The organism is Paraconexibacter antarcticus, assembly GCF_024220175.1.
Classification (GTDB): Bacteria; Actinomycetota; Thermoleophilia; order Solirubrobacterales; family Solirubrobacteraceae; genus Paraconexibacter; species Paraconexibacter antarcticus.
Window position 1 is genome coordinate 1174600 of the sequence record NZ_CP098502.1, and the last position, 22585, is coordinate 1197184.

Consider the following 22585-nt stretch of genomic DNA (forward strand, 5'->3'; position numbering starts at 1 on the left):
GGGGGGCTTGACCGCGCCCATCTCGGCCGGGAGCTCGCCAGGGGGCGAACGTCCCGCCGCCGCGAACAGGTCCCGGCCGCTACTGCCCGCTGCTGCGGATGACCGCGCCGGTGTCCGGGTTCACGCGCGCCTGCGCGGGACGCCTGGAGATCGCGACGGTGAAGGAGCCGCTCGTCTTGTTCGCGTCGGCGACCTTCGCCTTGCCGGTCAGGCCGGGGGAGATCCGGTAGCGCACCGTCTGCGTGCCCGGTTGGATCGCGGTGACCTTCCAGGTGAACGTCCGCGTCGCCCCGGGAGCGAGCGTGCCGAGCGCCCAGGTGTTCACGTACGCCGTGTCGCCGCCGACCGGGCCCTGGTCGACGATCCAGACGGGGCGGTTCGGGTCGGCGAGCCCGGGTTCGTTCGTCGCCTTGGAGAAGGAGTCGACCGTGACCGCGACGTTCGGAAGCGGCTTCGAATCGGTGTTCTTGACCTGGATGGAGAGCTTCGTCGGCTCCGCGAGCGTCTGCTTCGCCGGGAACGACGCGCGGGTCACCTCGACGGCGAAGTTGCCGCTCGGCTCGTGCTTGTCCTGGCGCTCGCCGCCTCCGCACCCCGCGGCCAGCGCGGCCAGCGGCACGAGGCCGACGATGGCGATCCCTCTCTTTGCTCTCATCCCGGCGCGAACCTACCACGGCGAACGTACGGGAGTGGACGGTTGCACGTTGGCACGGATCCGGCGCGTCGCATATGGTGACGCTGCTCCCGCAGAGAGGCGGGGCGGACGAAGGTCCCTGAGGAGGGTCGAAGCAGTGGTCAGGACGGTCGCCGATCGAGCGTTTCTTCCGACGAAGAGCGTGCTGGAAGAAGTCGGGGACATGATGATCCTGACTGGCAAGACCATCGTGTCGGCACTCCGCCCTCCGTATCCGTACGGGGGTGAATTCGTGTCGCAGTTCCTCTTCGCGCTGCGGCTGTGCTGGTTCCCGCTGCTCGTGTCGACGGTCGCGTTCGGCTACGGCGCGCCCGGCCTGCAGGCGGCGAACTTCCTCGTGCTGTTCGGGGCGCTCGACCGCCTCGGCGGCTTCTTCGTCCTCGCGTCGATCCGCGAGTTCGCGCCGTTCGTCGTCGCGATCGTGCTCGCCGGCGTGGCGGGGACGGCGATCACCGCCGACCTCGGCGCCCGCAAGATCCGCGAGGAGCTCGACGCGCTGCAGGTGCTCGGCGTCGACCCGGTGAAGAACCTCGTCGTCCCGCGCTTCCTCGCGCTCATGGTCGTCACCGGTCTCTTCGACGTCTACGCGCTGCTGTTCGGCATCTTCGGCGGGATCCTCGCGACGCTCGTCAACGGCGCGCCGCTCGGCCCGTTCTGGGCGACGTTCTTCACGAACGCGTCGGTGACGGACCTGTGGGGCTCGCTCGTGAAGTGCACGCTCTTCGGGGCGATCATCGCGATCGTCTGCTGCTACAAGGGGATGACCGCGTCCGGCGGCGCCGCCGGCGTGGGCCGCGCGGTCAACCAGGCCGTCGTCATCGCCTTCCTCGGCGTCTTCGCCTTCAACTACGTCTTCACGCAGACGCTGCTCGCCACGCATCCCGAGATCACGGTGATCAAGTGACGCGCACGAACGACACGACGGAGGCGGGTGCCTGATGGGCTGGCTCGCGGTACCCAAGGACTGGATCGCCACCTTCGGCGAGATGTCCAAGTTCTGCGGCAAGATCGTGGGCCAGGTCTACGGCCTGCGCGTCTTCCGCTTCTTCGGTGAGGCGCTCCGCCAGTGCGGCATCCTCATCCTCTCCTCGACCCTCGTCATCTGGGGCCTGGTGTTCATCATCGGCCTGCAGTGCGGGATCGAGGGTGCGTACTTCGACCGCTCCGTCGGCGCCCCGGCGTACGCGGGCGTGTTCGCCGCGTGGTGCGACCTGCGCGAGCTCGTGCCCTACGCCTTCGGCTACATGATGGCCGCGAAGGTCGGCACCGGCATCGTCGCCGAGCTCGGCTCGATGCGGATCTCCGACGAGATCGACGCCCTGGAGGTCATGGGCTTCAACTCCGTCACCTTCCTCTGCGCGACCCGGCTGCTCGCGGCCTGGCTCGTGCTCCCGTTCATGTACATCGCCGCGATCGGCGCGGGCTTCTTCGCCTCCTACCTTGCGGTCGTGCAGCAGATCGGAGAGGTTTCCTCCGGCGGCTTCTTCCTCATCTTCTGGATGTTCCAGAATCCGCCGGACCTGCTGTTCAGTCTGCTCAAGGCCATGGTCATGGCCACGGGCATCGTGTTGGTCGGGTGCTACTACGGCTACAACGCCAGTGGCGGCCCGGTAGGGGTGGGGACGGCCACGGCCAAGTCCATGGTCTTGAACATCGTCTTCGTGCATCTCATCGGGATGCTCGGGACCCAGCTTTTCTGGGGCGCGAACCCACGCGCCCCGATCGGAGGATGAGAGACATGCCGCGTATTCCGCGTATCGGCCGGGACAGGAACGACGACGAGGGGCAGCCGGAACGCCCGGAGGACCGCGACGTGCGCGACGCCGCCCAGGCGTCGCCGCCCTCGATCTTCCACGACGAGCCGGCCTCCGCCGAGCCGACGGTCGTGCATCCCGCCGCGTCGGCGCCCGCCGAGCCCGAGGACGATCTCGGGTGGGAGGAGCCGGCCACCGCCGCGCCCGAGCCCGCGCAGGCCGAGGCGCCGAAGCGCGAGCCGATCGTCGCCCCCGGCTTCGCCGTCATGGGCGCGGGCAAGGAGGCGGACGCGCCCAAGCGCGTGTCGGTCGTCAACGAGCCGCCCGTGGACCCGACGGATGAGTATGCGTGGCATACGGGTCTGGTGCGTCCGCACGGGATGCCGGATGCGGTGGAGTTCATCGACGTCCACAAGGCCTTTGGCCGCAACAAGATCCTGCGGGGCCTGAACATGGGTCTTCCGGAGGGGAAGATCTCGATGATCCTGGGGCCGTCCGGTACCGGGAAGAGCGTGTGCATCAAGCACATGGTCGGGCTGCTGTATCCCGATCAGGGTGATGTGCTCGTGCACGGTGAGTCGGTGCCGAACATGCCCGACGACGACCTCTTCGAGATGCGCAAGAAGTTCGGGGTCCTGTTCCAGGACGGGGCGCTCTTCGGGTCGATGAACGTGTTCGACAACGTCGCGTTCCCGCTGCGCCAGCACACCGACAAGGCGGAGGAGGAGATCGTCGCGACGGTCTCCTCGCGGCTCGACGAGGTCGGGCTCGGGTTCGCGGGGGACAAGTTCCCCAACGAGCTGTCCGGCGGGATGCGCAAGCGCGCGGGGTTCGCCCGCGCCCTGGTGCTGGATCCGGACATCGTCCTGTTCGACGAGCCCGACTCGGGGCTTGACCCGGTCCGCACCGCGCTCCTGGGCGAGCTGATCCAGGAGATCCACGAAGAGGTGATGCAGCAGCGTCAGGAGAGCGGCGGGCCGCTGCCGGCGTTCACCCTGATCACGCACGACATCATGACCGCGCGCCGGGTCGCGGAGCACATCAGCGTGCTGTGGAAGGGCCGGATCGTGGAGTCGGGGCCGGCGGAGGAGCTGTTCAACAGCGACAACGCGTTCGTGCGGCAGTTCCTCTCCGGCGAGTCCCAGGGCCCCCTCGGCATGGAGTAGCACGCGGCGCCACAGGGCCGGGCCGCCGGGCGCCGCGCAGGCGACCTGGCGGCATCACGTCAGGCCCCGAACCGTCCCGTCCGCGCGCAGTGGCACGCTCGTACCGGTTCTGGCGCACGCCGACCGTCACATGACGTAGGCTCGCGCCCGGACGGCGCACCTAAAGCCCGCCTTAACCCGTGTTCAACATCTTCGAGGCAGACTCCGCAAGGCTGCGGACCCCAACCGTCACGTGACCCACCTTTCTCCATACCGAGCGCGCTGCGGCGCGCCGAGCAGGATCCCGGCATGACCCCTGCCCGGCTCTTCGGCGCGGGCGCGCTCGTGCTCGCGGTCGTCGTCGTGGCGGTCGTGCTGCTCGGCAGCGGCTCGGTGACGAAGTACACGCTGACGTTCGAGAACGCGGGGCAGCTCGTGAAGGGCGACGACGTGCAGATCGGCGGTCGCCGCGTCGGCAACGTCAAGAAGATCGAGCTGACGAACGACAACCGGGCGAAGATCACGATCGAGCTCGACAACGGCTTCGCGCCGCTGCACAAGGGCACGAAGGCGATCATCCGCGCCACGTCGCTGTCCGGGATCGCGAACCGCTACATCGCGCTGACGCCCGGCCCCGACAACGGGCCGAAGCTCGAGGACGGCGCCGCGCTGGCGGCGACCGCGGGCACCGCGCCGGTCGACCTCGACCAGCTCTTCAACACCTTCGACAAGCCGACGCGCAAGGCGCTCGACGACGTCATCCAGGGGTCGTCGACGTGGTACGACAACGCGGGCAAGGACGCGAACAAGGGCGCGAAGTACTTCAGCCCCGCGCTCTCGACGTCCTCGCGGCTCGTGAACGAGCTCGTCGGCGACCAGAAGGTCTTCACCGACTTCGTCGTGAGCTCCTCCCGCGTCGTGACGGCGCTCGCCGCCCGCCGCGACCAGCTCGCCGGCCTCGTCTCGAACTCGAACACCGTCAGCAGCGCCGTCGCCTCGGAGAACACCGGCCTCGAGCAGGCCCTCGGCCTGCTGCCCGGGACGCTCCGCCAGGCCAACACGACCTTCGTGAACCTCCGCTCGACGCTCGACGACCTCGACACGCTCGTCTCCGCGTCCAAGCCGGCCACGAAGGACCTCGCCCCGTTCTTCGCCCGCCTGCGCCCGCTCGTCGCCGACGCCCGGCCGACGATCAAGGACCTGCGCAACCTCATCCGCCGGCCCGGGGCGAGCAACGACCTCATCGAGCTGCTGCAGAAGGCGCCGCGCCTCGAGCGCACCGCGAAGCCCGCGTTCGCCGACAGCGTCGCCGCGTTCCGCAAGAGCACGCCGGTCCTGAGCTTCATCCGGCCCTACGCACCGGACCTCGTCGGCTGGATCCGCGACTTCGGCCAGAACTCGTCGGCCTACGACGCCAACGGCCACTACGCGCGCATCCAGCCGATCTTCAACGCCTTCAACCTCAACAACCAGACGCTCGTGCCGGCCGGGACCAACGCCCGCGCCATCGGCCTCGTCTCCGGGCAGTACCGCCGCTGCCCCGAGGCCGCGAGCCAGACGCCCGCCGACCAGACGACGGTCTTCCGCGACAGCGACGGCAAGCTCGACTGCGATCCGACCCAGGTGCTCCCCGGGCCATGAAGCGGATCCTCGCCATCGCCGCCCTCGGGTCGGTCCTCGTCGCCCTCGCGAGCCTCGGCACGGGTGCGGGCGACTCGTCCTCGCACTACAAGGTCCGGGTGATCTTCGACAACGCGTTCTCGGTCATCACCGGCGAGGACGTGAAGATCGCCGGCGTCAAGGTCGGCAAGATCTCGGGCCTCGACGTCACCGCCGACCAGAAGGCGGCCGTCACGATCGACATCACGCGCGCCGGCTTCCAGGACTTCCGCAAGGACGCGAGCTGCCTCATCCGCCCGCAGTCGCTCATCGGCGAGAAGTACGTCGAGTGCACGCCGACGCAGCCGCGCGTCACCGGTGCCCAGCCGGCGGCGCCGCTCGAGAAGATCAAGTCCGGCCCCGGCAAGGGGGAGTACCTCCTGCCCGCCGCGAACAACGGCCGCGCGGTCGACATCGACCTCATCGGGAACATCATGCGGCTCCCGTACCGCCAGCGGCTCTCGATCCTCCTCAACGAGTTCGGCACCGGCCTCGCCGGTCGCGGCGCCGACCTGCGCCAGGTCATCCGCAACGCCGACCCCGGCCTGCGCGAGACCGACCGCGTCCTGAAGATCCTCGGCTCCCAGGACAAGGTCCTCGCGGACCTCGCCCGCGACTCGGACACGAACCTCGCGCCGCTCGCTCGTGAGCGTACGAAGGTCGCCGACTTCGTCGCCCAGGCCGACAAGGTCGCCTCGGCGACGGCGGAGCGCAAGACCGACCTCGAGAAGAACATCCAGCGCCTGCCGACGCTGCTCACGCAGCTGCGCCCGACGATGCAGCGCCTTGGCGGCCTCTCCGACCAGGCCACCCCGGTCCTCCAGGACCTCGGCAGCCAGGCGCCGAGCATCAACCGGCTCATCAGCCAGCTCGGGCCGTTCTCCCGCTCGGCCACGCCGTCGCTCGTCTCGCTCGGCCAGGCGTCGGTCCCCGGCCGCACCGCGCTGCTGAAGAGCCGCGGCATCGTCGGCGACCTGAAGACGTTCGCGGCGAAGAGCAAGCCGCTCGCGCAGGACCTCAAGGACATCACGACGAGCCTCCGCGACACGGGCGGCATCGAGCGCGCGATGGACTACATCTTCTACCAGGTGGCCGCGATCAACGGGTTCGACGCCGCAGGCCATTACCTGCGCGCCCAGCTGCTCGTGAACACGTGCTCGATCTACGCGACCGAGCCCGATCCGTCCTGCCTCTCGAAGTTCAACAGCGCCGCCGCCGTGCGGGGCACGTCCGCCCGCGCGGCGCTCGCGTCCGCCGCCGGCGGTGGCCGGACCCCGGCGCTCGCCCGTGAGGCGGCCGTCCTGCGCGGCATGACGCCGGCCGAGGCCCTCGGGAAGACGACGACGACGTCCGGCACGAAGCGGACGGCGAGCAGCCGCCGCCGGTCCGCGGCCGCGCCCGCGCTGCAGCTGCCGGCTCAGGTGCTGCCCGGCGGCGCGCCCGCCCCGACGGCGTCACCGTCGCCGAGCCCGGCCCCGGCGAGCACCGGGACGACCGCGGCGGCCCCGCCGTCCGGCGGCGCGCAGGCCGGCACCTCCTCGCTCCTCGACTACCTCCTGGGGGGTGGCCCGTGAGGCGCCGCGGCTCTGCCTCCATCGCGGCGAACCCCGTGCTCATCGGCGCGGCGACGATCCTCGTCATCGTCGTGGCGGTCTTCCTCGCCTACAACGCCAACAGCGGCCTGCCGTTCGTGCCGACGTACTCGCTGAAGGTCAACCTCCCGAACGCCGCGAACCTCGTGAAAGGCAACGAGGTGCGCGTCGGCGGCGCCCGCGTCGGCCTCGTCGACTCGATCGACCCGGTCAACCACCCGGACGGCTCGGTGACGGCGCGGCTCAGCCTCAAGCTCGAGACGACGATCAAGCCGCTCCCGAAGGACTCGACGGTCCTCGTCCGCTCGAAGTCCGCGCTCGGGCTGAAGTACGTCGAGATCACGAAGGGCACGAGCAAGCAGGGCTTCGCCGACGGCGCGACGGTCCCGCTCGGGCAGGCGACCCCGAAGCCCGTCGAGTTCGACGAGGTCCTGAGCACCTTCGACGCCAGGACCCGCGCCGCCTCACGCACGAACCTCAAGGAGTTCGGCACCGCGCTCGCCGGCCGCGGCACGGACCTGAACCAGGCGATCCAGAGCCTCAACCCGGCGCTGCGCAACCTCGTCCCGGTCATGCGCAACCTCGCGAGCCCCGCGTCGAAGCTCGCCCGGCTGTTCCCCGCGCTCGAGCGGACCGCGAGCGAGACGGCGCCGGTCGCCGCGACGCAGGCCTCGCTCTTCGTCAACCTCGACACGACCTTCCGCGCCCTCGCGCAGGTCGCGCGGCCGTACATCCAGGACTCGATCACCGGTGGCGTCCCGGCGCAGGACGCGGCGATCCGCGCCCTCCCGGTCCAGCGCCCGTTCCTCCTGAACACCCAGCGGTTCTTCGCCGACCTGCGCCCGGGCGTCCGCTCGCTGCGCACGGCGGCGCCGATCCTGTCGAGCGCGCTCGTCGTCGGCACCGGGACCCTGCGCCGCTCGGTCGCGCTGAACCGGCGCCTGAAGCCGACGTTCGAAGCCCTCCGCCGCTTCGCGACCGACCCGATGGTCTCGCTCGGCGTCAACGACCTCTCGAACACGGCGAAGATCCTCGGCCCGCCGATCGCCTTCCTGAAGCCGACCCAGACCGTCTGCAACTACGCGACGCTCTGGTTCCGCAACGTGTCGAGCCTGCTCTCCGTCGGTGACACGAACGGCACCGGCCAGCGCTTCATCATCGTCGCGACGCCGCAGGGCCCGAACTCCGAGGGCGGCACGTCCTCGCAGCCGGCGAACGGGCCGCTGAAGGACAACTTCCTGCACACGAACCCGTACCCGAACACCGCGGCGCCCGGCGAGACGCAGGAGTGCGAGGCCGGCAACGAGACGTACATCGCGGGCCAGAAGGTCATCGGGAACGTCCCCGGCAACCAGGGTCTCACGACCGAGACCACGAAGATCGACCGCAGCCGATGACCGACCGCAAGGCAACCGCCCGCATGCGTCGTCGCCACGGAGGCGCGAACCCCGTCACCGTCGGGGCCCTCGTCCTCGGCGTCATCGTCGTCCTGACGTACCTCGGGTTCACGAAGCACGTGCCCTTCACGCACGGCTTCCGCGTGAAGGCCGTCTTCACCGAGGCCAACTCGATCCGCAAGAACTCGCCGGTCCGCATCGCCGGCGTGAACGTCGGCAAGGTCAAGGACGTCCAGCGCGAGCCCGGCACGACCGCCGCGGTCGTGACGATGGAGCTCCAGGACAAGGCGCTGCCGATCCACAAGGACGCGACGCTGAAGATCCGGCCGCGCATCTTCCTCGAGGGCAACTTCTTCGTCGACCTGAAGCCCGGTACGCCCCAGACGCCGACGATCGGCGACGGCGACACGATCCCGGTGACGCAGACCGCGACACCGGTGCAGCTCGACCAGGTCCTCACGGCGCTGCAGGCGAGCTCGCGCGACGACCTGCAGGCGGCGCTGAAGGGCTTCGGCGACGGGCTCACCGTCAAGCCGTCGGCCGCCGAGGACGCCCAGCAGGACCCGGACGTCCGCGGCAAGACCGGCGCCCAGGCGCTGAACTCCTCGCTGCGCACCGGCGGCGACGCCCTGAAGAACCTCTCGATCGTCAACGAGGCGACGCTCGGCACGCAGCAGCACGATCTCGGGCGCCTCATCCACGGGCTCGGCACCGTGACGAAGGCGCTGGACCGCAACGAGAGCGACCTGCAGGGCTTCGTCACGAACTTCAACACGACGATGGCGTCGCTCGCGTCGGAGTCGGGCTCGCTGAAGTCGACCGTGCGTCTCCTCGGCCCGACGCTCAGCACGGCGAAGGGCGCGCTCACGAGCCTCGACGCGGCCTTCCCGAACACCCGCGCCTTCGCCCGCGACATCCTGCCGGGCGTCCGCGAGACCCCGGCGACGATCAAGGCCGCCTTCCCGTGGATCCGGCAGACCCGAGGCCTCCTGCAGCAGAGCGAGCTGCGCGGCCTGACCCAGGACCTGCGCCCGACGACCGCGAACCTCTCGAAGGTCGTCGACACCTCGCTGAAGCTCCTCCCGCAGATCGATCTCGTCGCCCAGTGCGCGACGAAGGTCGTGCTCCCCGCCGGCGACGAGAAGATCGACGACGGCGCGCTCTCCACCGGCGCCGAGAACTACAAGGAGTTCTGGTACGCCATGGTCGGTCTCGCCGGCGAGGGCATGAACTTCGACGGCAACGGGGGCTACGTCCGCTTCGCCGTCGGCGGCGGCGACCAGACGATCTCGACCGGCAAGATCGGCGGGGCGCTCGGCGACACGTTCTTCGGCAAGTCGAACTCGAAGGCCATGGGGACGCGGCCGGCCTACCCGGGCCACCGCCCGCCGTACAACCCCGACGTGCCGTGCAAGGACCAGCGAGTGCCGGACTTCAACACCGCGACCGTCGGGCCCGCCGACGGCAGCACCGCGACGCGCAGCGCGCCCGCGACCTCCGCGGTCGCCCGTGAGGCCGTCGCCCAGGTCCGGTCCGCCGGGGCCCCGGCGAGCCCCGCGACGAGCAGCGGCAAGACGTCGCTCACCGACGAGATCGCCTCGCGCCTGAACCCCTTCCGCACCGCGAGGGCCGGCAAGTGAAGCGCGCGATCAAGGAGTACGCACCGTTCTTCGGCGCGATCATCGGCCTCGCCGTCATCGCGGCCGTGGTCGGCGGCTACATCCTCTCCCAGCAGCGCTTCCACCTGCCGCACTGGGTCCCGCTCGCCGGCTCGGACTTCGTCGACTACAAGGCGGAGCTCCCGACGGCGCAGTCGATCACCCCGGGGCAGGGACAGACCGTCGACGTCGCCGGCATCCCGGTCGGCGAGATCGCGAAGGTCGACCTCGTCGACGGTCGTGCGGTCGTGACGATGAAGATCCGCAAGAAGTTCACGCCGATCTACCGCGACGCCACCATCCTCGTGCGGCCGAAGACCGGCCTGAACGACATGGTGCTCCAGCTCACGCCCGGATCGCGTCGCACGGGTGAGCTCCCGACGAACGGCAAGAGCTGGATCCCGGTCTCCCAGACGCTCGCGAACGTCAACCTCGACGAGGTGCTCGCGTCGCTCGACGGTGACACGCGGCAGTACCTCCAGCTGCTCATCGGCGGCGCCGGGCAGGGCCTCCGCGGCCAGGGCCGCCAGCTCGCCGCCTCGGTCAAGCGCTTCGACCCGACGAGCCGCGACATCCTGAAGATCACGAAGAAGCTCGCCGAGCGTCGCCGCAACATCGCGCGGACCGTGCACAACTTCCGGCTGCTCTCCGAGGCCCTCGCCGGGAAGGACCAGCAGCTCACGAGCCTCGTCAGCGCGTCGAACGTCGTCTTCAAGGCCTTTGCCGATCAGGACGCGCACCTGCGCGACGCGCTGCGCCAGCTCCCGCCGACGCTTCAGGCGACGAACACCGGCCTGCAGAAGGCGGACAAGCTCGCGAAGGTCCTCGGGCCGACGCTCGGCGACCTGCGCCCGGGCGCCCGGGCCCTCGGCCCGGCGCTGAAGGCGACACGCCCGTTCCTCGCGAAGACCGAGCCGGTCATCCGCACGCAGCTGCGCCCGTTCGCCCGCGACGCCCGGCCGACGGTCCGCGCCCTGCGCCCGGCCGCCCGCGACCTCGCCGCGGTGACCCCGAACCTCACCACGACGTTCTCGGTCGTGAACTACCTGCTCAACGAGCTCGCGTACGACAAGCCCGGGGACGGCAACAACAGCTACCTCTGGTGGATCGGCTGGGCGAACCACCTCGGCGACACGATCTTCGGCAACGGCGACGCCAACGGCGTCACCCGCCGCGGCCTGCTCGTCGTGAGCTGCACGGGGCTCGCCACGCTCGACCAGCTGAAGAAGGTCAACCCGCAGCTCGGCCTCCTCGTCGGGCTCCTGAACCCGGTCGAGCAGTCCTCCGTCTGCCCGACGACGAGCCAGCCGACCGGAGCGACGAAGTAATGCCGAAGCAGGCGCCCACCCTCGGCCGGATCCTCACGATGGTCGGCTTCGCGCTGTCGTGCTTCGGCCTGCTGCTCTTCCTCTGGCTCGCGTTCGGCGGCCCCGTGCCCCTCCAGGCCAAGGGCTACCGCTTCACGACCTCGTTCGCCGAGGCGACGCAGCTCGCGAAGGAGGCGGACGTGCGCATCTCCGGCGTCTCCGTCGGCAAGGTCAAGGCGATCGACCCCGACAAGAAGACCGGTCGCGCCCGGACGGTCATCCAGATCGACCCGAAGTACGCGCCGATCGCGAAGGACACCCGCGCGATCCTGCGGCAGAAGACGCTCCTCGGCGAGACGTACGTCGAGCTCACGCCCGGCAACGGCAAACGGGCGGGGTGGGTCGCCGACGGCGGCACGCTCCCCGACGGCCAGGTGGCCGCCACCGTCGAGCTCGACGAGATCTTCCGCGCCTTCGACCCGCGCACGCGCGCCGCCTTCCAGAACTGGATGCAGCAGCTCGCGATCGGCACGACCGCCCGCGGCCGCGACATCAACGACGCGCTCGGCAACCTCGCGCCCTTCGCCGAGGACACGAACAACCTCCTCGAGATCCTCAACACGCAGTCCGCCGCGGTGCGGCGTCTCGTCCGCAACACGGGCGTCGTCTTCGATGCGCTCTCCGAGCGCCGCGGCCAGCTGGCGTCGCTCATCCAGAACGGCAACACGGTCTTCGCGACGACCGCCCGCCGCGACCGCGAGCTCCAGGACACGTTCCGGGCGCTGCCGACGTTCGAGAAGGAGTCGACGGCGACGCTCAACCGCCTGACGACGTTCGCACGGGCGACGAACCCGCTCATCACCCAGCTGCGCCCCGCGGCCCGCCAGATCTCCCCGACGCTCGTCGACCTCTCGGCGCTCGCGCCGGACCTCAAGGCGCTCTTCCGCGACCTCGACCCGCTCATCAAGGTGTCGAAGACCGGTCTGCCGGCGACGCAGAAGTTCCTCGACGAGCTGCACCCGGTGCTCGGCGAGATCGACCCGGTGCTGCGCCAGCTCAACCCGATCCTCTCGTTCCTCGGGCTCTACAAGCGCGAGATCACGTCGTTCTTCGCGAACACGGTGGCGTCGACGCAGTCGGTGAACCAGGCGGCCGGGGACCCGAACCCCGTCCACTACCTGCGGACGACGAACCCGATCAACCTCGAGAACCTCGCGCTCTACTCCAAGCGGCTCTCGACGAACCGGCCGAACCCGTACGCGCAGCCCGGCATGTTCGACAAGCTCGCCACCGGCCTGGAGGTCTACGAGGACCGCCAGTGCAAGAACGGGCCGCTGCCGGTCCTCGCGCCGCTCACCGGGATCGCGCAGCTCCTCGGGGGCAGCGCGCTCGCCACGCAGCTGAAGTCGGTCCTGTCGTCGGTGGGCGCCGGGTCCGGTGCCGGGACGCCGGCCCCGCCGTGCATCAAGCAGGCACCCTTCACGGTCAACGGGCACACCTCCACGTTCCCGCAGGTGACCGCCTCCGGCGGCGCGGTCGCCCGCGGCGCGCACACCGCCAAGCGGTGACCCGCACCCGCGGGTGCTGACGCGGCGGACACGGTGTCCGGTCTAGAGTCCCATCCGTGCTGACCCGCGTTCTCGGCGCCGTCATGGCCCTGGCCGCCCGCCGGCCGCTGCTCGTCGGAGGGGTCGTCCTCGCCCTCGGGCTCGGCGGCGGGATCGCCGCGCTCGGGCTCCGGCCGACGTCGGCCGACGACACGTTCATCTCGCGGTCCTCGCCGACCTACCAGGCGTCCGCCGACTTCCATCGCAAGTTCGGCGACGACGCGGTCTACGTGCTCGTCAAGGAGCGCCTGACCGACCTCGTCCTGACGAGCGACCTGCAGCGGCTCATCGGCCTCGAGGGGTGCCTCGCCGGCAACGTCCCGGCGGGCAAGCAGGCGTACGGGCCGAAGAACGGACCGTGCGCCCGCCTGGCGCGGACGAAGCCCGCGAAGGTCGTCTTCGGCCCGGGCACGTTCATCAACACGTCGGTGACGCAGCTGCAGGACCAGTTCAACGCCCAGCAGCAGGCCGCGACGCAGCAGGCCGAGGCGGCGGCGGAGGCCGCGCGGAAGATCGCGGCGGCGCGCGGGTACTCGAAGAAGCGCCAGGAGCAGCTCGCGGGTCAGGCGTCCGACCTCGTGCAGAACGAGTTCATCAGGCAGCTCTACACGCTCGCCACGCAGTACGGCCTCGGGCTGAAGCTCCCGTCGATCAGCGACCCGGGCTTCGTCTCCAAGCTCGTCTTCGACGACACGAAGGCCGCGGGCACCCCGAAGGCGCGCTTCGCCTACATCTTCCCGACGGCCGGCTCGGCGCTCATCCAGGTGCGGATGAAGCCGGGCCTCTCCGAGATGGCGCGCAAGGCGGCGATCGCGAACATCCGGGCGGCGTCGCGGATGAAGGAGTGGCGCCTCCCGAACGGCGGGGGCCGCTACGTCGTCACCGGCGCGCCGGTCATCGTCAGCGACCTCACGACGTCGATCACCCACTCGATCAGCGTGCTGCTCGTCGCGGCGCTCCTCGTCATGGCGCTCACGCTCGCGGCCGTCTTCCGCGTCCGCCGGCGGCTCGCGCCGCTCGTGGTCGCCCTCGCCGCGACGGGCATCACCTTCGGCCTGCTGCGGCTCAGCGGCGCCCGCCTGACGATGGCGTCGATCGCCGTCCTCCCGGTGCTCATCGGCCTCGCGGTCGACTACGCGATCCAGCTGCAGTCGCGGCTGCTGGAGGAGCTCGGCGCCGGGCGGGGCGACCTGCGCGCCGCGGTCGGCCGGGTCGTGCGCGCGGGGGCGCCCACCGTCACGACCGCCGCGGCCGCGACCGCCGCGGGCTTCCTCGTCCTGCTCCTGAGCCCGGTCCCGATGGTGCGCGGGTTCGGCGCGCTGCTCGTCGTCGGGATCGGCATCGCGCTGCTCTGCGCGCTGACGCTCGGGACGGCACTCCAGGCCCTGCGGCCCGGCGACCTCCCGGCGGGCGCGCCCCAGGGCAGCCCGGCCGCGGCGCTCGCGGGGGCCGGGCGCTGGTTCCGGGGGCGCGTCGCCGCCGGGCCGGCCGGGCGTCTCGCCGCGGGCACGACGACGTGGACCGGGCGCCGGATCCGCGCCGGTGGCGAGCGGGCCGTCGCGCTCGCCGTCGGCCGGCCGCAGCGGGTCATCGCGATCGCCGCGGCGCTCGCCGTCGTCGGGTGGGTCGTCGACACCGGCGCCTCGGTCGAGTCCGACGTCCAGAAGCTCGTGCCGCAGAACCTGCCCGCGCTGCGGGACCTGCGGGCGCTCGAGACCTCGACCGGGGTCGGCGGCGAGATCGACGTCGTCGTCACGAGCGACCGGCTCACCGACCCCAAGGTCCTGCAGTGGATGAGCGACTACCAGCAGCGGCTCGTGAAGCAGTTCGGGTACACCTCCGACCGCGGCTGCGGGACGGTCCAGCTGTGCCCGGCCTTCTCGCTCCCCGACCTCTTCCGCCAGGGGCTCAAGGGGCAGACGACCGCGACGGTCAAGGCGCTGCTCGACGCCGTGCCGCCGTACTTCAGCCAGGGCGTGCTGACCCCGGACCGGCGGACGGCGACACTCGCGTTCGGCATCAAGCTCATGCCGCTGCACCGTCAGCAGCAGGTCATCGAGCAGATGCGCCGTGAGCTGAAGCCGCCCGCCGGGGTGCATGTCCGCCTCGCCGGCCTGCCGGTGCTCGCCGCCCAGGCGAACGCCGACGTGTCCTCCGCGCCGCGGCGGATGCTCGGGCTCCTCGCCGGCCTGCTCGCGGTGGCGCTCGTCCTGCTCGTCGCGCTGCGCAGCAGCCGCCGCGCGCTCCTCCCGCTCGTCCCGATCGCCTTCGCGACCGGGTGGTCGGCGCTCGTGCTCGCGCTCACCGGGGTGCCCCTCAACCCGATGTCGGTGACGCTCGGGGCGCTCGTCATCGCGATCTCGACGGAGTTCAGCGTCCTGCTCGCCGAGCGCTACCGGACCGAGCGGATCAGCGGCCTGTCGGTCGAGGGCGCGCTCCGGCGGGCGTACGCGTCGACCGGCTCGGCGGTCCTCGCGTCCGGCATCACCGCGATCGCCGGCTTCGCCGTCCTCGTCCTGTCGGACATCCGCATGCTGCGCGACTTCGGCGCGGTGACCGTCATCGACCTCGCCGTGTCGCTCCTCGGCGTGCTCGTCGTCCTGCCGGCGGTCCTCGTGCTCGCCGAGCGCCGGGCCGCGGCCGCGCTCGCGCCGAGCCGCGGGCGCGGCGGGCGTGAGCGCCGGCCCGCCGCGCCGGTGGGGAGCCGCCCCGAGGTCCCGGTCCCATGAGCGACCCCGAGAAGCCCCGCGACGACGGCCCGCTCGGGTTCGGGCCCGACCCCGGGCGGCCCGGCGCCGCGCGCGACACGTCCGGACCGCTCGCAGCCGATCCCGATCGCTACGCCCACCGGCGGGACCCGGACCTCGAGGCCTACGGGATCTCCACGGACACCCCGCCGGACCTGACGCGCAAGCCGCCCCCGCCGCGCCCACCGGTCGGGACGACGAAGTACACGTGGTTCGTCGGCGTCGTCGCGATCCTCCTCATCGCCTACGTGTCGGTGAACACGATCACGAGCAAGGGGCCCGGCTCGCGGGGGGTCGCGGTCGGCACGGTCACGCCGCCGTTCGCGGCGCCGCTCGCGACCAGCGACCTCGCCGGCGACGTCAACGTCGCCCGCAGGACGAACCAGGGCCGCGCCGGGCACGTGCGCGCCTGCTCGATCCACCGCCCGGACGTCCTGACGATCTGCGACCTGTACCGGGACCGACCCGTCGTGCTCGCGTTCTTCGCCACGCGCGGGAGCTCCTGCGGGCGCGAGCTCGACACGCTCGAGCGCCTCCACCGCGGCCGCGACGACTTCGCGGTCGCCGCAATCGCCATCCGCGGGTCGCGCGGGGACGTGCGCAAGGAGATCGCCCGCCGCGGCTGGACGTTCCCCGTCGGGTACGACCACGACGGTGTGCTCGCGAACCTCTACAGCGTCGCGATCTGTCCGCAGCTGACGTACATCCGGCGCGGCGGTGTCGTCGCCGGGACGAGCTTCGGCGAGCAGCCGCCGGGCCGCCTCAAGGCCCGGATCGACGCGCTCGTCGCCGGCCGCCCGATCCCGGCGAAGGACGTGTAGCCAGCCGTGGTGGGCCGCCGGCGCCGTGACGAGGAGGACGGGGAGCCGCCGCGGCCCGAGCTCGAGCTCGACCTGCACGAGGGCTGGATCGATCACGCGGTGGCCGCCGAGTTCCCCGAGCTGCGCCTGCGCTGGGCGGACGTCCCGTCGCCGCCGTCACGCCGGACCCCGCCGGGCCTCGAGCAGCGGCTGCGCGTCCTCTCCGGGCGGTTCGCAGGGCCCCAGGCGGTGGCCATCCGGCGCGAGCCGATCCCGCACGCCTACCGCGTCTTCTTCCGGCACATCGGCCTGGATCCGGACACGACCCGCACGCCGATCGAGGCCGTCGTCGTCGAGCGGCTCATGGACGGCGGCTTCAAGCCCCAGGGCCACCTGCGCGACGCGCAGCGGATCGCACTCGTGGAGACGTCGGTACCGGTCTGGGCGATCGACGCCGCGGCGCTCGACGGGCCGCTCGGCATCCGCCTGGCCCGGACCGGCGAGCGGCTGGGGGAGGGTGAGTACGCGCACGACCTCGAGCCCGGCCGGCTGGTCGTCGCCGACGCGGGCCCGGCGCTCGGCGTCCTCTTCGGAGACCTGGCGCCGCGCGCCGAGCCCGGCGCGGCGACCCGCACGCTCCGGCTCTTCACCGTCCAGGTCGCGGGTGTCCCCGAGGTCCACGTCGAGGAGGCCTTGTGGCAGTGCGCCGAGGCGTTGGACGCCCGCTGACCCCGGCGCTAGGCTGCCACGAGGAGAGGGAGTGCCCGTGTACCAGCTCGACGTGACAACGCAGCGCCCGCAGGCCGCCCGTCCCGGTGGCCCCGTCGCCCCACGGCCCGTCGCGCCGCCGGCGCCCGCCGAGGAGCACGCCGCCCGCCGTGCCCTGCGCGCCCAGATCGCCCGCCTCGAGCGCGACCTCGCCGACACCGTCATCGAGGCCTTCGGGCGCGACCGCGTCCCGCACCGCGTGGCTGCGCGCGGCCGCGGCCCCCGGCTGCTGAGCCTGGGCGACCTCGAGCTGCTCCGCGACGACCTCGCCGAGAAGCTCCGCGAGGCCCGCGTCGAGGTGGCCGAGCGCGGCGCCGAGTACGCCGACGCCCGCGCCCTGCTCGAGCGGATGCTCCGCGAGCCCGAGCGGCACAAGTACGTGCGCCTCTCGCTGCAGGACCTCGGTGAGAGCGGCTGCGGCGTCTACCAGGTGCGCCCGCGCGTGGGCCTCATCGGCATGCTCGCCGGCTGGTGGCACGTCAAGCTCTCCAGCGGTTGCCCGTTACCCGGGGGCTGACGTCCGCGTCAGCCCGCCCCGCCCGGAACTAGGATCACCGCGATGGGCAAACGCAGCCGCAAGAGGGAGCCGACCGGACAGCCGCGCGCGCGTCCGACGACCGCGTCCGCGGGCCGGGGGGCACCGGCGGCCGCGCCGGCCGCTCCGACGTCGCGCAAGGCCCGGATGGCCGAGGCGCCACCGGCGCCTTGGTCCCCCTTCCCGCTCGTCGAGCTGTGCATCCTCGCGGGTCTCATCCTCCTCGGCGTGGGCTTCTTCTCCACCGGCGACGGGCGCCTCACGCTGCTCGTCGTCGGGCTCGCGCTCGTCGCGATCTCCGCGATCGAGCTCTCGATCCGAGAGCACTTCGCCGGCTTCCGCTCCCACACGACGCTGCTCGCGGCCGCGACGGTCATCTTCCCGCTCGTCCCGCTGACCGTCGTCTTCAGCATCCCGCGGGTCCCGATGCTCGTCGCCGGCGCGGTGCTCTTCGGGATCATGTTCATCGTCCTGCGGTCCGTCTTCGCGCGGCGGGCCGGGGGGTTCGGCTTCCGCGCCTGAGGGCGGCCGCGGCGGGCGCCGGTATCGTGCCCGGTACCCGTGAGTGAACCCGTGACCGACCAGACCAGCACCCCCGACGCCCCGCGGCGCATGCGCCTCACCGGGCTGCACCATGTGACGCTGATCAGCTCCGACCTCGAGGCGACGAGCGCCTTCTACGGCGGGACGCTGGGCCTCGCGGTCGAGCGGGACGAGCGCAACCCCGACGATCCGGGCGCGCGCCACGTGTGGTTCGGTGACGGGGAGGGGACTCCCGGCACGCTCGTGACCTTCCTGGAGTACCCGCAGATGCCCACAGGACAGGTCGGCCGGGGCAGCACCCACCATCTCGCCTTCGGGGTCACCTCGGGGGAGGAGCAGGTCGCGTGGCGCGACTGGCTGCGCTCCCGCGGCGTCGACTGCACCGACGTCATGGACCGCGGGGGGCTGCGGTCGATCTACTTCCGCGATCCCGACGGGCACATCCTCGAGATCACGACGCGCCCGTAGGCGTGGTGCGAAGGTCCCGGGCCGGGCCCTCGCGGACCCGGCCCGAGACCGCCGCAGTGCGGTCCCTCCCGCTAGAGCGCGGGCTCCAGCTGCCGCGTCGCGGCGGGCCGGCTGCCGGCCGCGGCCGGCAGCGCGGCAAGCATGCGCGCCATCGCGTTGCGCTGGCGCTCGGTCATCGAGCCGACCGTCTTGCTCTCCGACATCGGGATGCACTGCAGAAACCGGCGGCAGCGGGTCAGGCCCCAGCGACGCTGGCTCATCAGGAGGTCGAGGACGGGCATCGTCTCGGCCTCCCACGGCGTCTGGAGCACGACCTCCGCCACGCTGATCTCACCCTCCGACACGCGCTTCTTGAGCGCGGCCCGGGCGAGCCGCACCTCGTTGGCACGTGCCAGTGCGCGCAGGTGCTGCGGCGCACGGCTGATCGTCGCGTCTGCGTTCATGCGTCCTTTCTGTGGCCACGCGAACGTGGCCCCGAATGATGGTGATCGGTACGGCGGTGCTGCGATGCTGCGTCGGAACGACCGGAACGGCCCAAGTCCAGGCGCCAGAACCGGGCGAGGCCGCTCCGCAGCCAGGCCCACATGGCTCTCCACCCCCGTCCAGCGTCCGACGAAACGCTTCGGTGACCGTAGATGAGCCATCGCCGCGAGGTCAACGTGTGAACTTGGGCAACACGCGCTCAGAGCGGGAATTTCATCCGGTCGGACATCTGTCCGGGCTCAGCGGCTCCTAACCCCCGAAGCCCGAAAGGCAGTGTTCTGGCGTGACGGCCCTATCCGGCGGCCGCACCGTGCGCGCCGGGGCCCGGCAGCGGGCCGTGCTCGGCCTCGAAATCCCGCTTGACCGCGGCGAAGACGTCGAGCGCGCGGTCGAGCACGGCGGTGTCGTGCGTCGCCATGACGCTCGTGCGCAGGAGGGCGCCGCCGGGCGGCACGGCCGGGTGCAGCGCGGTGTTGACGAAGACGCCGCCGTCGTAGAGCGCCTTCCACAGCAGGGCGGCCTTCCAGTCGTCGCCGACGAGCACCGGGACGATCGGCGTGACGATCGTCCCGTCGACGACGCCGGGCGCGGCGATGTCACCGCCGACCGTCTGCGGGGCGACGACCGCGTAGCCGAGGGCCTCCAGGCCGTCCCGAAGGTGCCTGGCGTTGTCGAGCACCGCCTGGAGCAGCGCAGGGCCGTCAGCGGACCGCAGGACCCGCAGGGCGGCCAGGGCGGCCCCGACCGCGGCGGGGACGGCGCTCGCGGTGAAGAGGAAGGCCCGCGAGGAGATCCGCAGGTACTCGATGACGTCGCGGCTGCCGACGACGAACCCGCCGCAGGACGCCAGCGACTTCGAGAACGTCCCCATCCGGAGGTCGACGTGCTCCTCGACCCCGTAGAGCTCGCTCGCGCCGGCGCCGCGGGCCCCGAGGACGCCGGCGCCGTGGGCCTCGTCGACCATCAGGCGGGCGCCGTAGTGGCGGCAGAGCTCGACGATCCGGGGGAGGGGCGCGATGTCGCCCTCCATCGAGAAGACGCCGTCGACGACGACGAGGACGCCGCCGCCGTCGGTCGCGGACCGCTGCAGCGCCTTCTCGAGCTTGTCGAGGCGGTTGTGGCGGAACGGGCGCAGCTTCGCCCGCGAGAGCAGGCAGCCGTCGAGGATCGAGGCGTGGTCGCCCGAGTCGGCGATGACGGTGTCCCCGACGGTGAGGATCGTCCCGAGCGTCCCGACGTTCGCCTGGTGGCCGGTCGTGAAGACGATCGCGTCCTCGGTCCCCATCCAGGCGGCGATCTCCTCCTCGAGCTCGAGGTGCAGCGGAATCGTCCCGTTGAGCAGCCGTGAGCCGGTCAGCCCGGTCCCGTAGGTCTCCAGCGCGTCCCTGGCGCCCTGCATGACCCGCTCGTCGCCGGTGAGGCCGAGGTAGTTGTTCGAGCCGAGCATGATGCGCTCGGCGCCCTCCATCCGGACGACCGGCAGCGCCGGCGAGGTGAGGGTGCGGAAGTACGGCAGGACGTCGGCCTCCCGCGCGGCGGCGAGGATCGCGGCGCGCTCGTGGCCGCGGACCTTCGCGAACACATCGGGCGCGGCGGGCGAGGTGGAGGCGGGCGAAGTCGTCATGTGGGAGTCTCCCCGGCTGTGAGTGTCGACGTCCGCCCGGTCACCGGCGGTCGGGACCTGAAGGCGTTCATCGATCTTCCGTTCCGGCTGCATGCTAACCACCCGCTGTGGATCCCCCCGCTGAAGGTCGAGCGGCGGATCTTCCTCAACCGGAAGCTCAACGCGTACTTCAAGCACGCGGACGCCGAGTACTTCCTCGCGCGGCGCGAGGGCCGGGTCGTCGGGCGGATCACCGCCCAGATCAACCACTCCTACAACGAGTACCACGGCCGGCAGTACGGCAACTTCGGCTTCCTCGAGTTCGAGGAGGACCCGGAGGTGCTCACCGCGCTGCTCGGCGCCGCCCACGCCTGGCTCCAGGCCCGCGGCATGACGCGCATGATCGGCCCGATGGACTTCGCGATGAACGACGAGTGCGGTGTCCTCATCGAGGGCTTCGACCTGCGCCCGATGATCCGGCAGCCGTGGCACCCGCCGTACTACCAGCGGGTCATGGAGGAGGTCGGCCTCGAGAAGGCGATGGACCTCTTCATGTGGAACCTCGAGGTCGCCGACCGCGACCGGATGCTGCCGGTCCTCTTCGAGCTCGCCGACCAGGTCGAGCCGAAGCACGGCATCCGCCTGCGGAAGATGACCCGCCGCAGCCTGCGCAAGGACCTCGACGTCTTCGGCGACATCTACAACGAGGCCTGGAAGCGCAACTGGGACTTCGTCCCGTACTCCAAGGAGGACCTCGACGCCCTCGCCCAGGAGACGCAGCTCGTCTTCGACCGCGACTGGATGATGGTCGCCGAGCGGATCGACACCGGCGAGGCCGTCGCGAGCGCGATGACGTTCCCGGACGTCAACCAGGTCCTCGAGAAGATGAACGGGCGCCTGCTGCCGTTCGGCTGGCTCTACTTCCTGCGCCGCAAGAAGTACATGAACCGCGTCCGCGTCGGCTGGCTCGGCGTCAAGCCCGAGTACCAGCACACCGGCGTCGCCGCCAAGCTCTACGTCGAGCACTTCGACATGGCGGCCGCCACGGCGTTCAAGGGCGGCGAGATGGGCTGGATCCTCGAGACGAACAAGCCGATGAACCGCGGCATGGAGGCCATGGGCGGCCGGATCGTCAAGAAGTACCGGATGTACGAGCGGGTCTTCTAGTCGCGCGGACCCGCCGCGCGCAGCTCGTGGAGGCGGACCATGGGGCGGGCGGGATCGGCCGTCGTCGTGACCGCCCACCGGCCGCCGGCCGCCACCGCCTCGAGGAAGGGCTCGGCCGTCGCCCGCGACGGATCGGCGAGCAGGACGCGCGGGGTGGCCAGCGCGTCGAGCAGGGCCAGCAGCGGGGCGACCGCGCGCGCCTCGTAGAGCACGTCGGCGGCCAGCACGAGGTCGAAGGGCCGGGCCTCCAGCAGCGGGGCAGGGTCGCGCCAGTCGGCGACCGCCGTCCGGACGTCGAGGCCCGCCGCAGCGGCGTTCGCCGCGGCGGCCGCGACGGCGTCCGGGGCCCAGTCGGTCGCGACGACGGGCGCGGCCCCCGCCCGGGCGGCGGCGAGTGCGGGCAGCGCCAGGCCGCAGCCGACCTCGAGCACTCGTCGGCCGCGCAGGTCCTCCCGGGCGACGGCGCGGGCGAGGACGATCGCGCTCGGCCACAGCTCCGCCCAGTACGGCAGGTACTCGTCCTCGCCGAACGCGTCCTCGTCGATGAGCGCCTCGCTCGACGCGGGTCGCGTGATGCGCAGCGGTGGGCGGCCGTCGCCGAGGTCGACCGCCTCCTCGACGAGGCCGGGGCCGGGGCCGGGGCCGGGGCCGGGCAAGC

The 22585-nt window shown here is 71.8% G+C and carries 20 protein-coding genes; 16 read left to right on the forward strand and 4 right to left on the reverse strand.

Annotated features, from left to right (window positions below; translation table 11 throughout):
* Positions 1-79: 79 nt before the first annotated feature.
* Complete coding sequence (locus tag NBH00_RS05900) at positions 80-655, reverse strand: COG1361 family protein (RefSeq protein WP_254572423.1); 576 nt, start codon at positions 653-655, stop codon at positions 80-82.
* 202 nt (positions 656-857) lie between these two features.
* On the opposite strand from NBH00_RS05900, the gene NBH00_RS05905 reads away from it, so the two are divergent.
* From NBH00_RS05905 to NBH00_RS05975, 15 genes are all read left to right on the forward strand, one after another.
* On the forward strand, positions 858-1598 hold the full coding sequence (locus tag NBH00_RS05905) for an MlaE family ABC transporter permease (protein ID WP_354701194.1): 741 nt from the start codon (positions 858-860) through the stop codon (positions 1596-1598).
* Between the two features lie 34 nt (positions 1599-1632).
* On the forward strand, positions 1633-2427 hold the full coding sequence (locus NBH00_RS05910; protein WP_254572424.1) for an ABC transporter permease: 795 nt from the start codon (positions 1633-1635) through the stop codon (positions 2425-2427).
* Positions 2428-2432: 5 nt separating this feature from the next.
* A complete protein-coding gene (locus NBH00_RS05915; protein ID WP_254572425.1) occupies positions 2433-3614 on the forward strand; it encodes an ABC transporter ATP-binding protein in 1182 nt (393 codons plus the stop codon).
* Positions 3615-3902: 288 nt separating this feature from the next.
* Entirely contained in the window at positions 3903-5234 is a 1332-nt protein-coding gene (locus tag NBH00_RS05920; RefSeq protein ID WP_254572426.1) for an MlaD family protein, read from the forward strand.
* On the forward strand, positions 5231-6826 hold the full coding sequence (locus tag NBH00_RS05925; protein WP_254572427.1) for an MlaD family protein: 1596 nt from the start codon (positions 5231-5233) through the stop codon (positions 6824-6826). The genes NBH00_RS05920 and NBH00_RS05925 overlap by 4 nt, the downstream gene beginning before the upstream one ends.
* Positions 6823-8241, forward strand: a complete 1419-nt coding sequence (locus NBH00_RS05930; protein ID WP_254572428.1) for an MlaD family protein — start codon at positions 6823-6825, stop codon at positions 8239-8241. Before NBH00_RS05925 ends, NBH00_RS05930 begins: the two co-directional genes overlap by 4 nt.
* Entirely contained in the window at positions 8238-9881 is a 1644-nt protein-coding gene (locus NBH00_RS05935; RefSeq protein WP_254572429.1) for an MlaD family protein, read from the forward strand. The genes NBH00_RS05930 and NBH00_RS05935 overlap by 4 nt, the downstream gene beginning before the upstream one ends.
* Entirely contained in the window at positions 9878-11227 is a 1350-nt protein-coding gene (locus tag NBH00_RS05940) for an MlaD family protein (RefSeq protein WP_254572430.1), read from the forward strand. The genes NBH00_RS05935 and NBH00_RS05940 overlap by 4 nt, the downstream gene beginning before the upstream one ends.
* Positions 11227-12774 carry an MlaD family protein gene (locus NBH00_RS05945; protein WP_254572431.1) on the forward strand — a complete coding sequence of 516 codons (1548 nt, stop codon included), beginning with the start codon at positions 11227-11229 and terminating at the stop codon, positions 12772-12774. Before NBH00_RS05940 ends, NBH00_RS05945 begins: the two co-directional genes overlap by 1 nt.
* A gap of 56 nt (positions 12775-12830) precedes the next feature.
* On the forward strand, positions 12831-15542 hold the full coding sequence (locus NBH00_RS05950; RefSeq protein WP_254572432.1) for an MMPL family transporter: 2712 nt from the start codon (positions 12831-12833) through the stop codon (positions 15540-15542).
* A complete protein-coding gene (locus NBH00_RS05955) occupies positions 15539-16381 on the forward strand; it encodes a TlpA family protein disulfide reductase (protein WP_254572433.1) in 843 nt (280 codons plus the stop codon). The genes NBH00_RS05950 and NBH00_RS05955 overlap by 4 nt, the downstream gene beginning before the upstream one ends.
* Before the next feature lie 9 nt (positions 16382-16390).
* On the forward strand, positions 16391-17089 hold the full coding sequence (locus NBH00_RS05960; protein ID WP_254572434.1) for a hypothetical protein: 699 nt from the start codon (positions 16391-16393) through the stop codon (positions 17087-17089).
* Positions 17090-17126: 37 nt separating this feature from the next.
* Positions 17127-17645, forward strand: a complete 519-nt coding sequence (locus NBH00_RS05965; protein WP_254572435.1) for a hypothetical protein — start codon at positions 17127-17129, stop codon at positions 17643-17645.
* A 42-nt stretch (positions 17646-17687) separates the two neighbouring features.
* Positions 17688-18185, forward strand: a complete 498-nt coding sequence (locus NBH00_RS05970; protein ID WP_254572436.1) for a hypothetical protein — start codon at positions 17688-17690, stop codon at positions 18183-18185.
* Positions 18186-18236: 51 nt separating this feature from the next.
* Entirely contained in the window at positions 18237-18674 is a 438-nt protein-coding gene (locus tag NBH00_RS05975) for a VOC family protein (protein WP_254572437.1), read from the forward strand.
* Between the two features lie 71 nt (positions 18675-18745).
* Here the strand turns inward: NBH00_RS05975 and NBH00_RS05980 are convergent, their stop codons facing one another.
* The gene (locus tag NBH00_RS05980) at positions 18746-19117 is read right to left on the reverse strand and encodes a hypothetical protein (protein ID WP_254572438.1); all 372 of its coding nucleotides are present in this window, start codon (positions 19115-19117) and stop codon (positions 18746-18748) included.
* 332 nt (positions 19118-19449) lie between these two features.
* On the reverse strand, positions 19450-20781 hold the full coding sequence (locus NBH00_RS05985) for an aminotransferase class I/II-fold pyridoxal phosphate-dependent enzyme (protein WP_254572439.1): 1332 nt from the start codon (positions 20779-20781) through the stop codon (positions 19450-19452).
* Positions 20782-20799: 18 nt separating this feature from the next.
* Here NBH00_RS05985 and NBH00_RS05990 point away from each other — a divergent pair, with 18 nt between their 5' ends.
* The gene (locus tag NBH00_RS05990) at positions 20800-21927 is read left to right on the forward strand and encodes a hypothetical protein (protein ID WP_254572440.1); all 1128 of its coding nucleotides are present in this window, start codon (positions 20800-20802) and stop codon (positions 21925-21927) included.
* On the opposite strand, the gene NBH00_RS05995 is transcribed toward NBH00_RS05990, so the two are convergent.
* Positions 21924-22583, reverse strand: coding sequence for a class I SAM-dependent methyltransferase (locus NBH00_RS05995; RefSeq protein WP_254572441.1), 660 nt, complete (start codon positions 22581-22583; stop codon positions 21924-21926). The two genes, NBH00_RS05990 and NBH00_RS05995, sit on opposite strands and share 4 nt — an antisense overlap.
* Between the last annotated feature and the right edge of the window lie 2 nt (positions 22584-22585).

Bases quoted from the DNA above. Each gene is read 5' to 3' on its own strand.
- NBH00_RS05900 (WP_254572423.1), bottom strand. From the start codon at position 655: ATGAGAGCAAAGAGAGGGATCGCCATCGTCGGCCTCGTGCCGCTGGCC.
- NBH00_RS05905 (WP_354701194.1), top strand. From the start codon at position 858: ATGATGATCCTGACTGGCAAGACCATCGTGTCGGCACTCCGCCCTCCG.
- NBH00_RS05910 (WP_254572424.1), top strand. From the start codon at position 1,633: ATGGGCTGGCTCGCGGTACCCAAGGACTGGATCGCCACCTTCGGCGAG.
- NBH00_RS05915 (WP_254572425.1), top strand. From the start codon at position 2,433: ATGCCGCGTATTCCGCGTATCGGCCGGGACAGGAACGACGACGAGGGG.
- NBH00_RS05920 (WP_254572426.1), top strand. From the start codon at position 3,903: ATGACCCCTGCCCGGCTCTTCGGCGCGGGCGCGCTCGTGCTCGCGGTC.
- NBH00_RS05925 (WP_254572427.1), top strand. From the start codon at position 5,231: ATGAAGCGGATCCTCGCCATCGCCGCCCTCGGGTCGGTCCTCGTCGCC.
- NBH00_RS05935 (WP_254572429.1), top strand. From the start codon at position 8,238: ATGACCGACCGCAAGGCAACCGCCCGCATGCGTCGTCGCCACGGAGGC.
- NBH00_RS05945 (WP_254572431.1), top strand. From the start codon at position 11,227: ATGCCGAAGCAGGCGCCCACCCTCGGCCGGATCCTCACGATGGTCGGC.
- NBH00_RS05955 (WP_254572433.1), top strand. From the start codon at position 15,539: ATGAGCGACCCCGAGAAGCCCCGCGACGACGGCCCGCTCGGGTTCGGG.
- NBH00_RS05970 (WP_254572436.1), top strand. From the start codon at position 17,688: ATGGGCAAACGCAGCCGCAAGAGGGAGCCGACCGGACAGCCGCGCGCG.
- NBH00_RS05980 (WP_254572438.1), bottom strand. From the start codon at position 19,117: ATGAACGCAGACGCGACGATCAGCCGTGCGCCGCAGCACCTGCGCGCA.
- NBH00_RS05985 (WP_254572439.1), bottom strand. From the start codon at position 20,781: ATGACGACTTCGCCCGCCTCCACCTCGCCCGCCGCGCCCGATGTGTTC.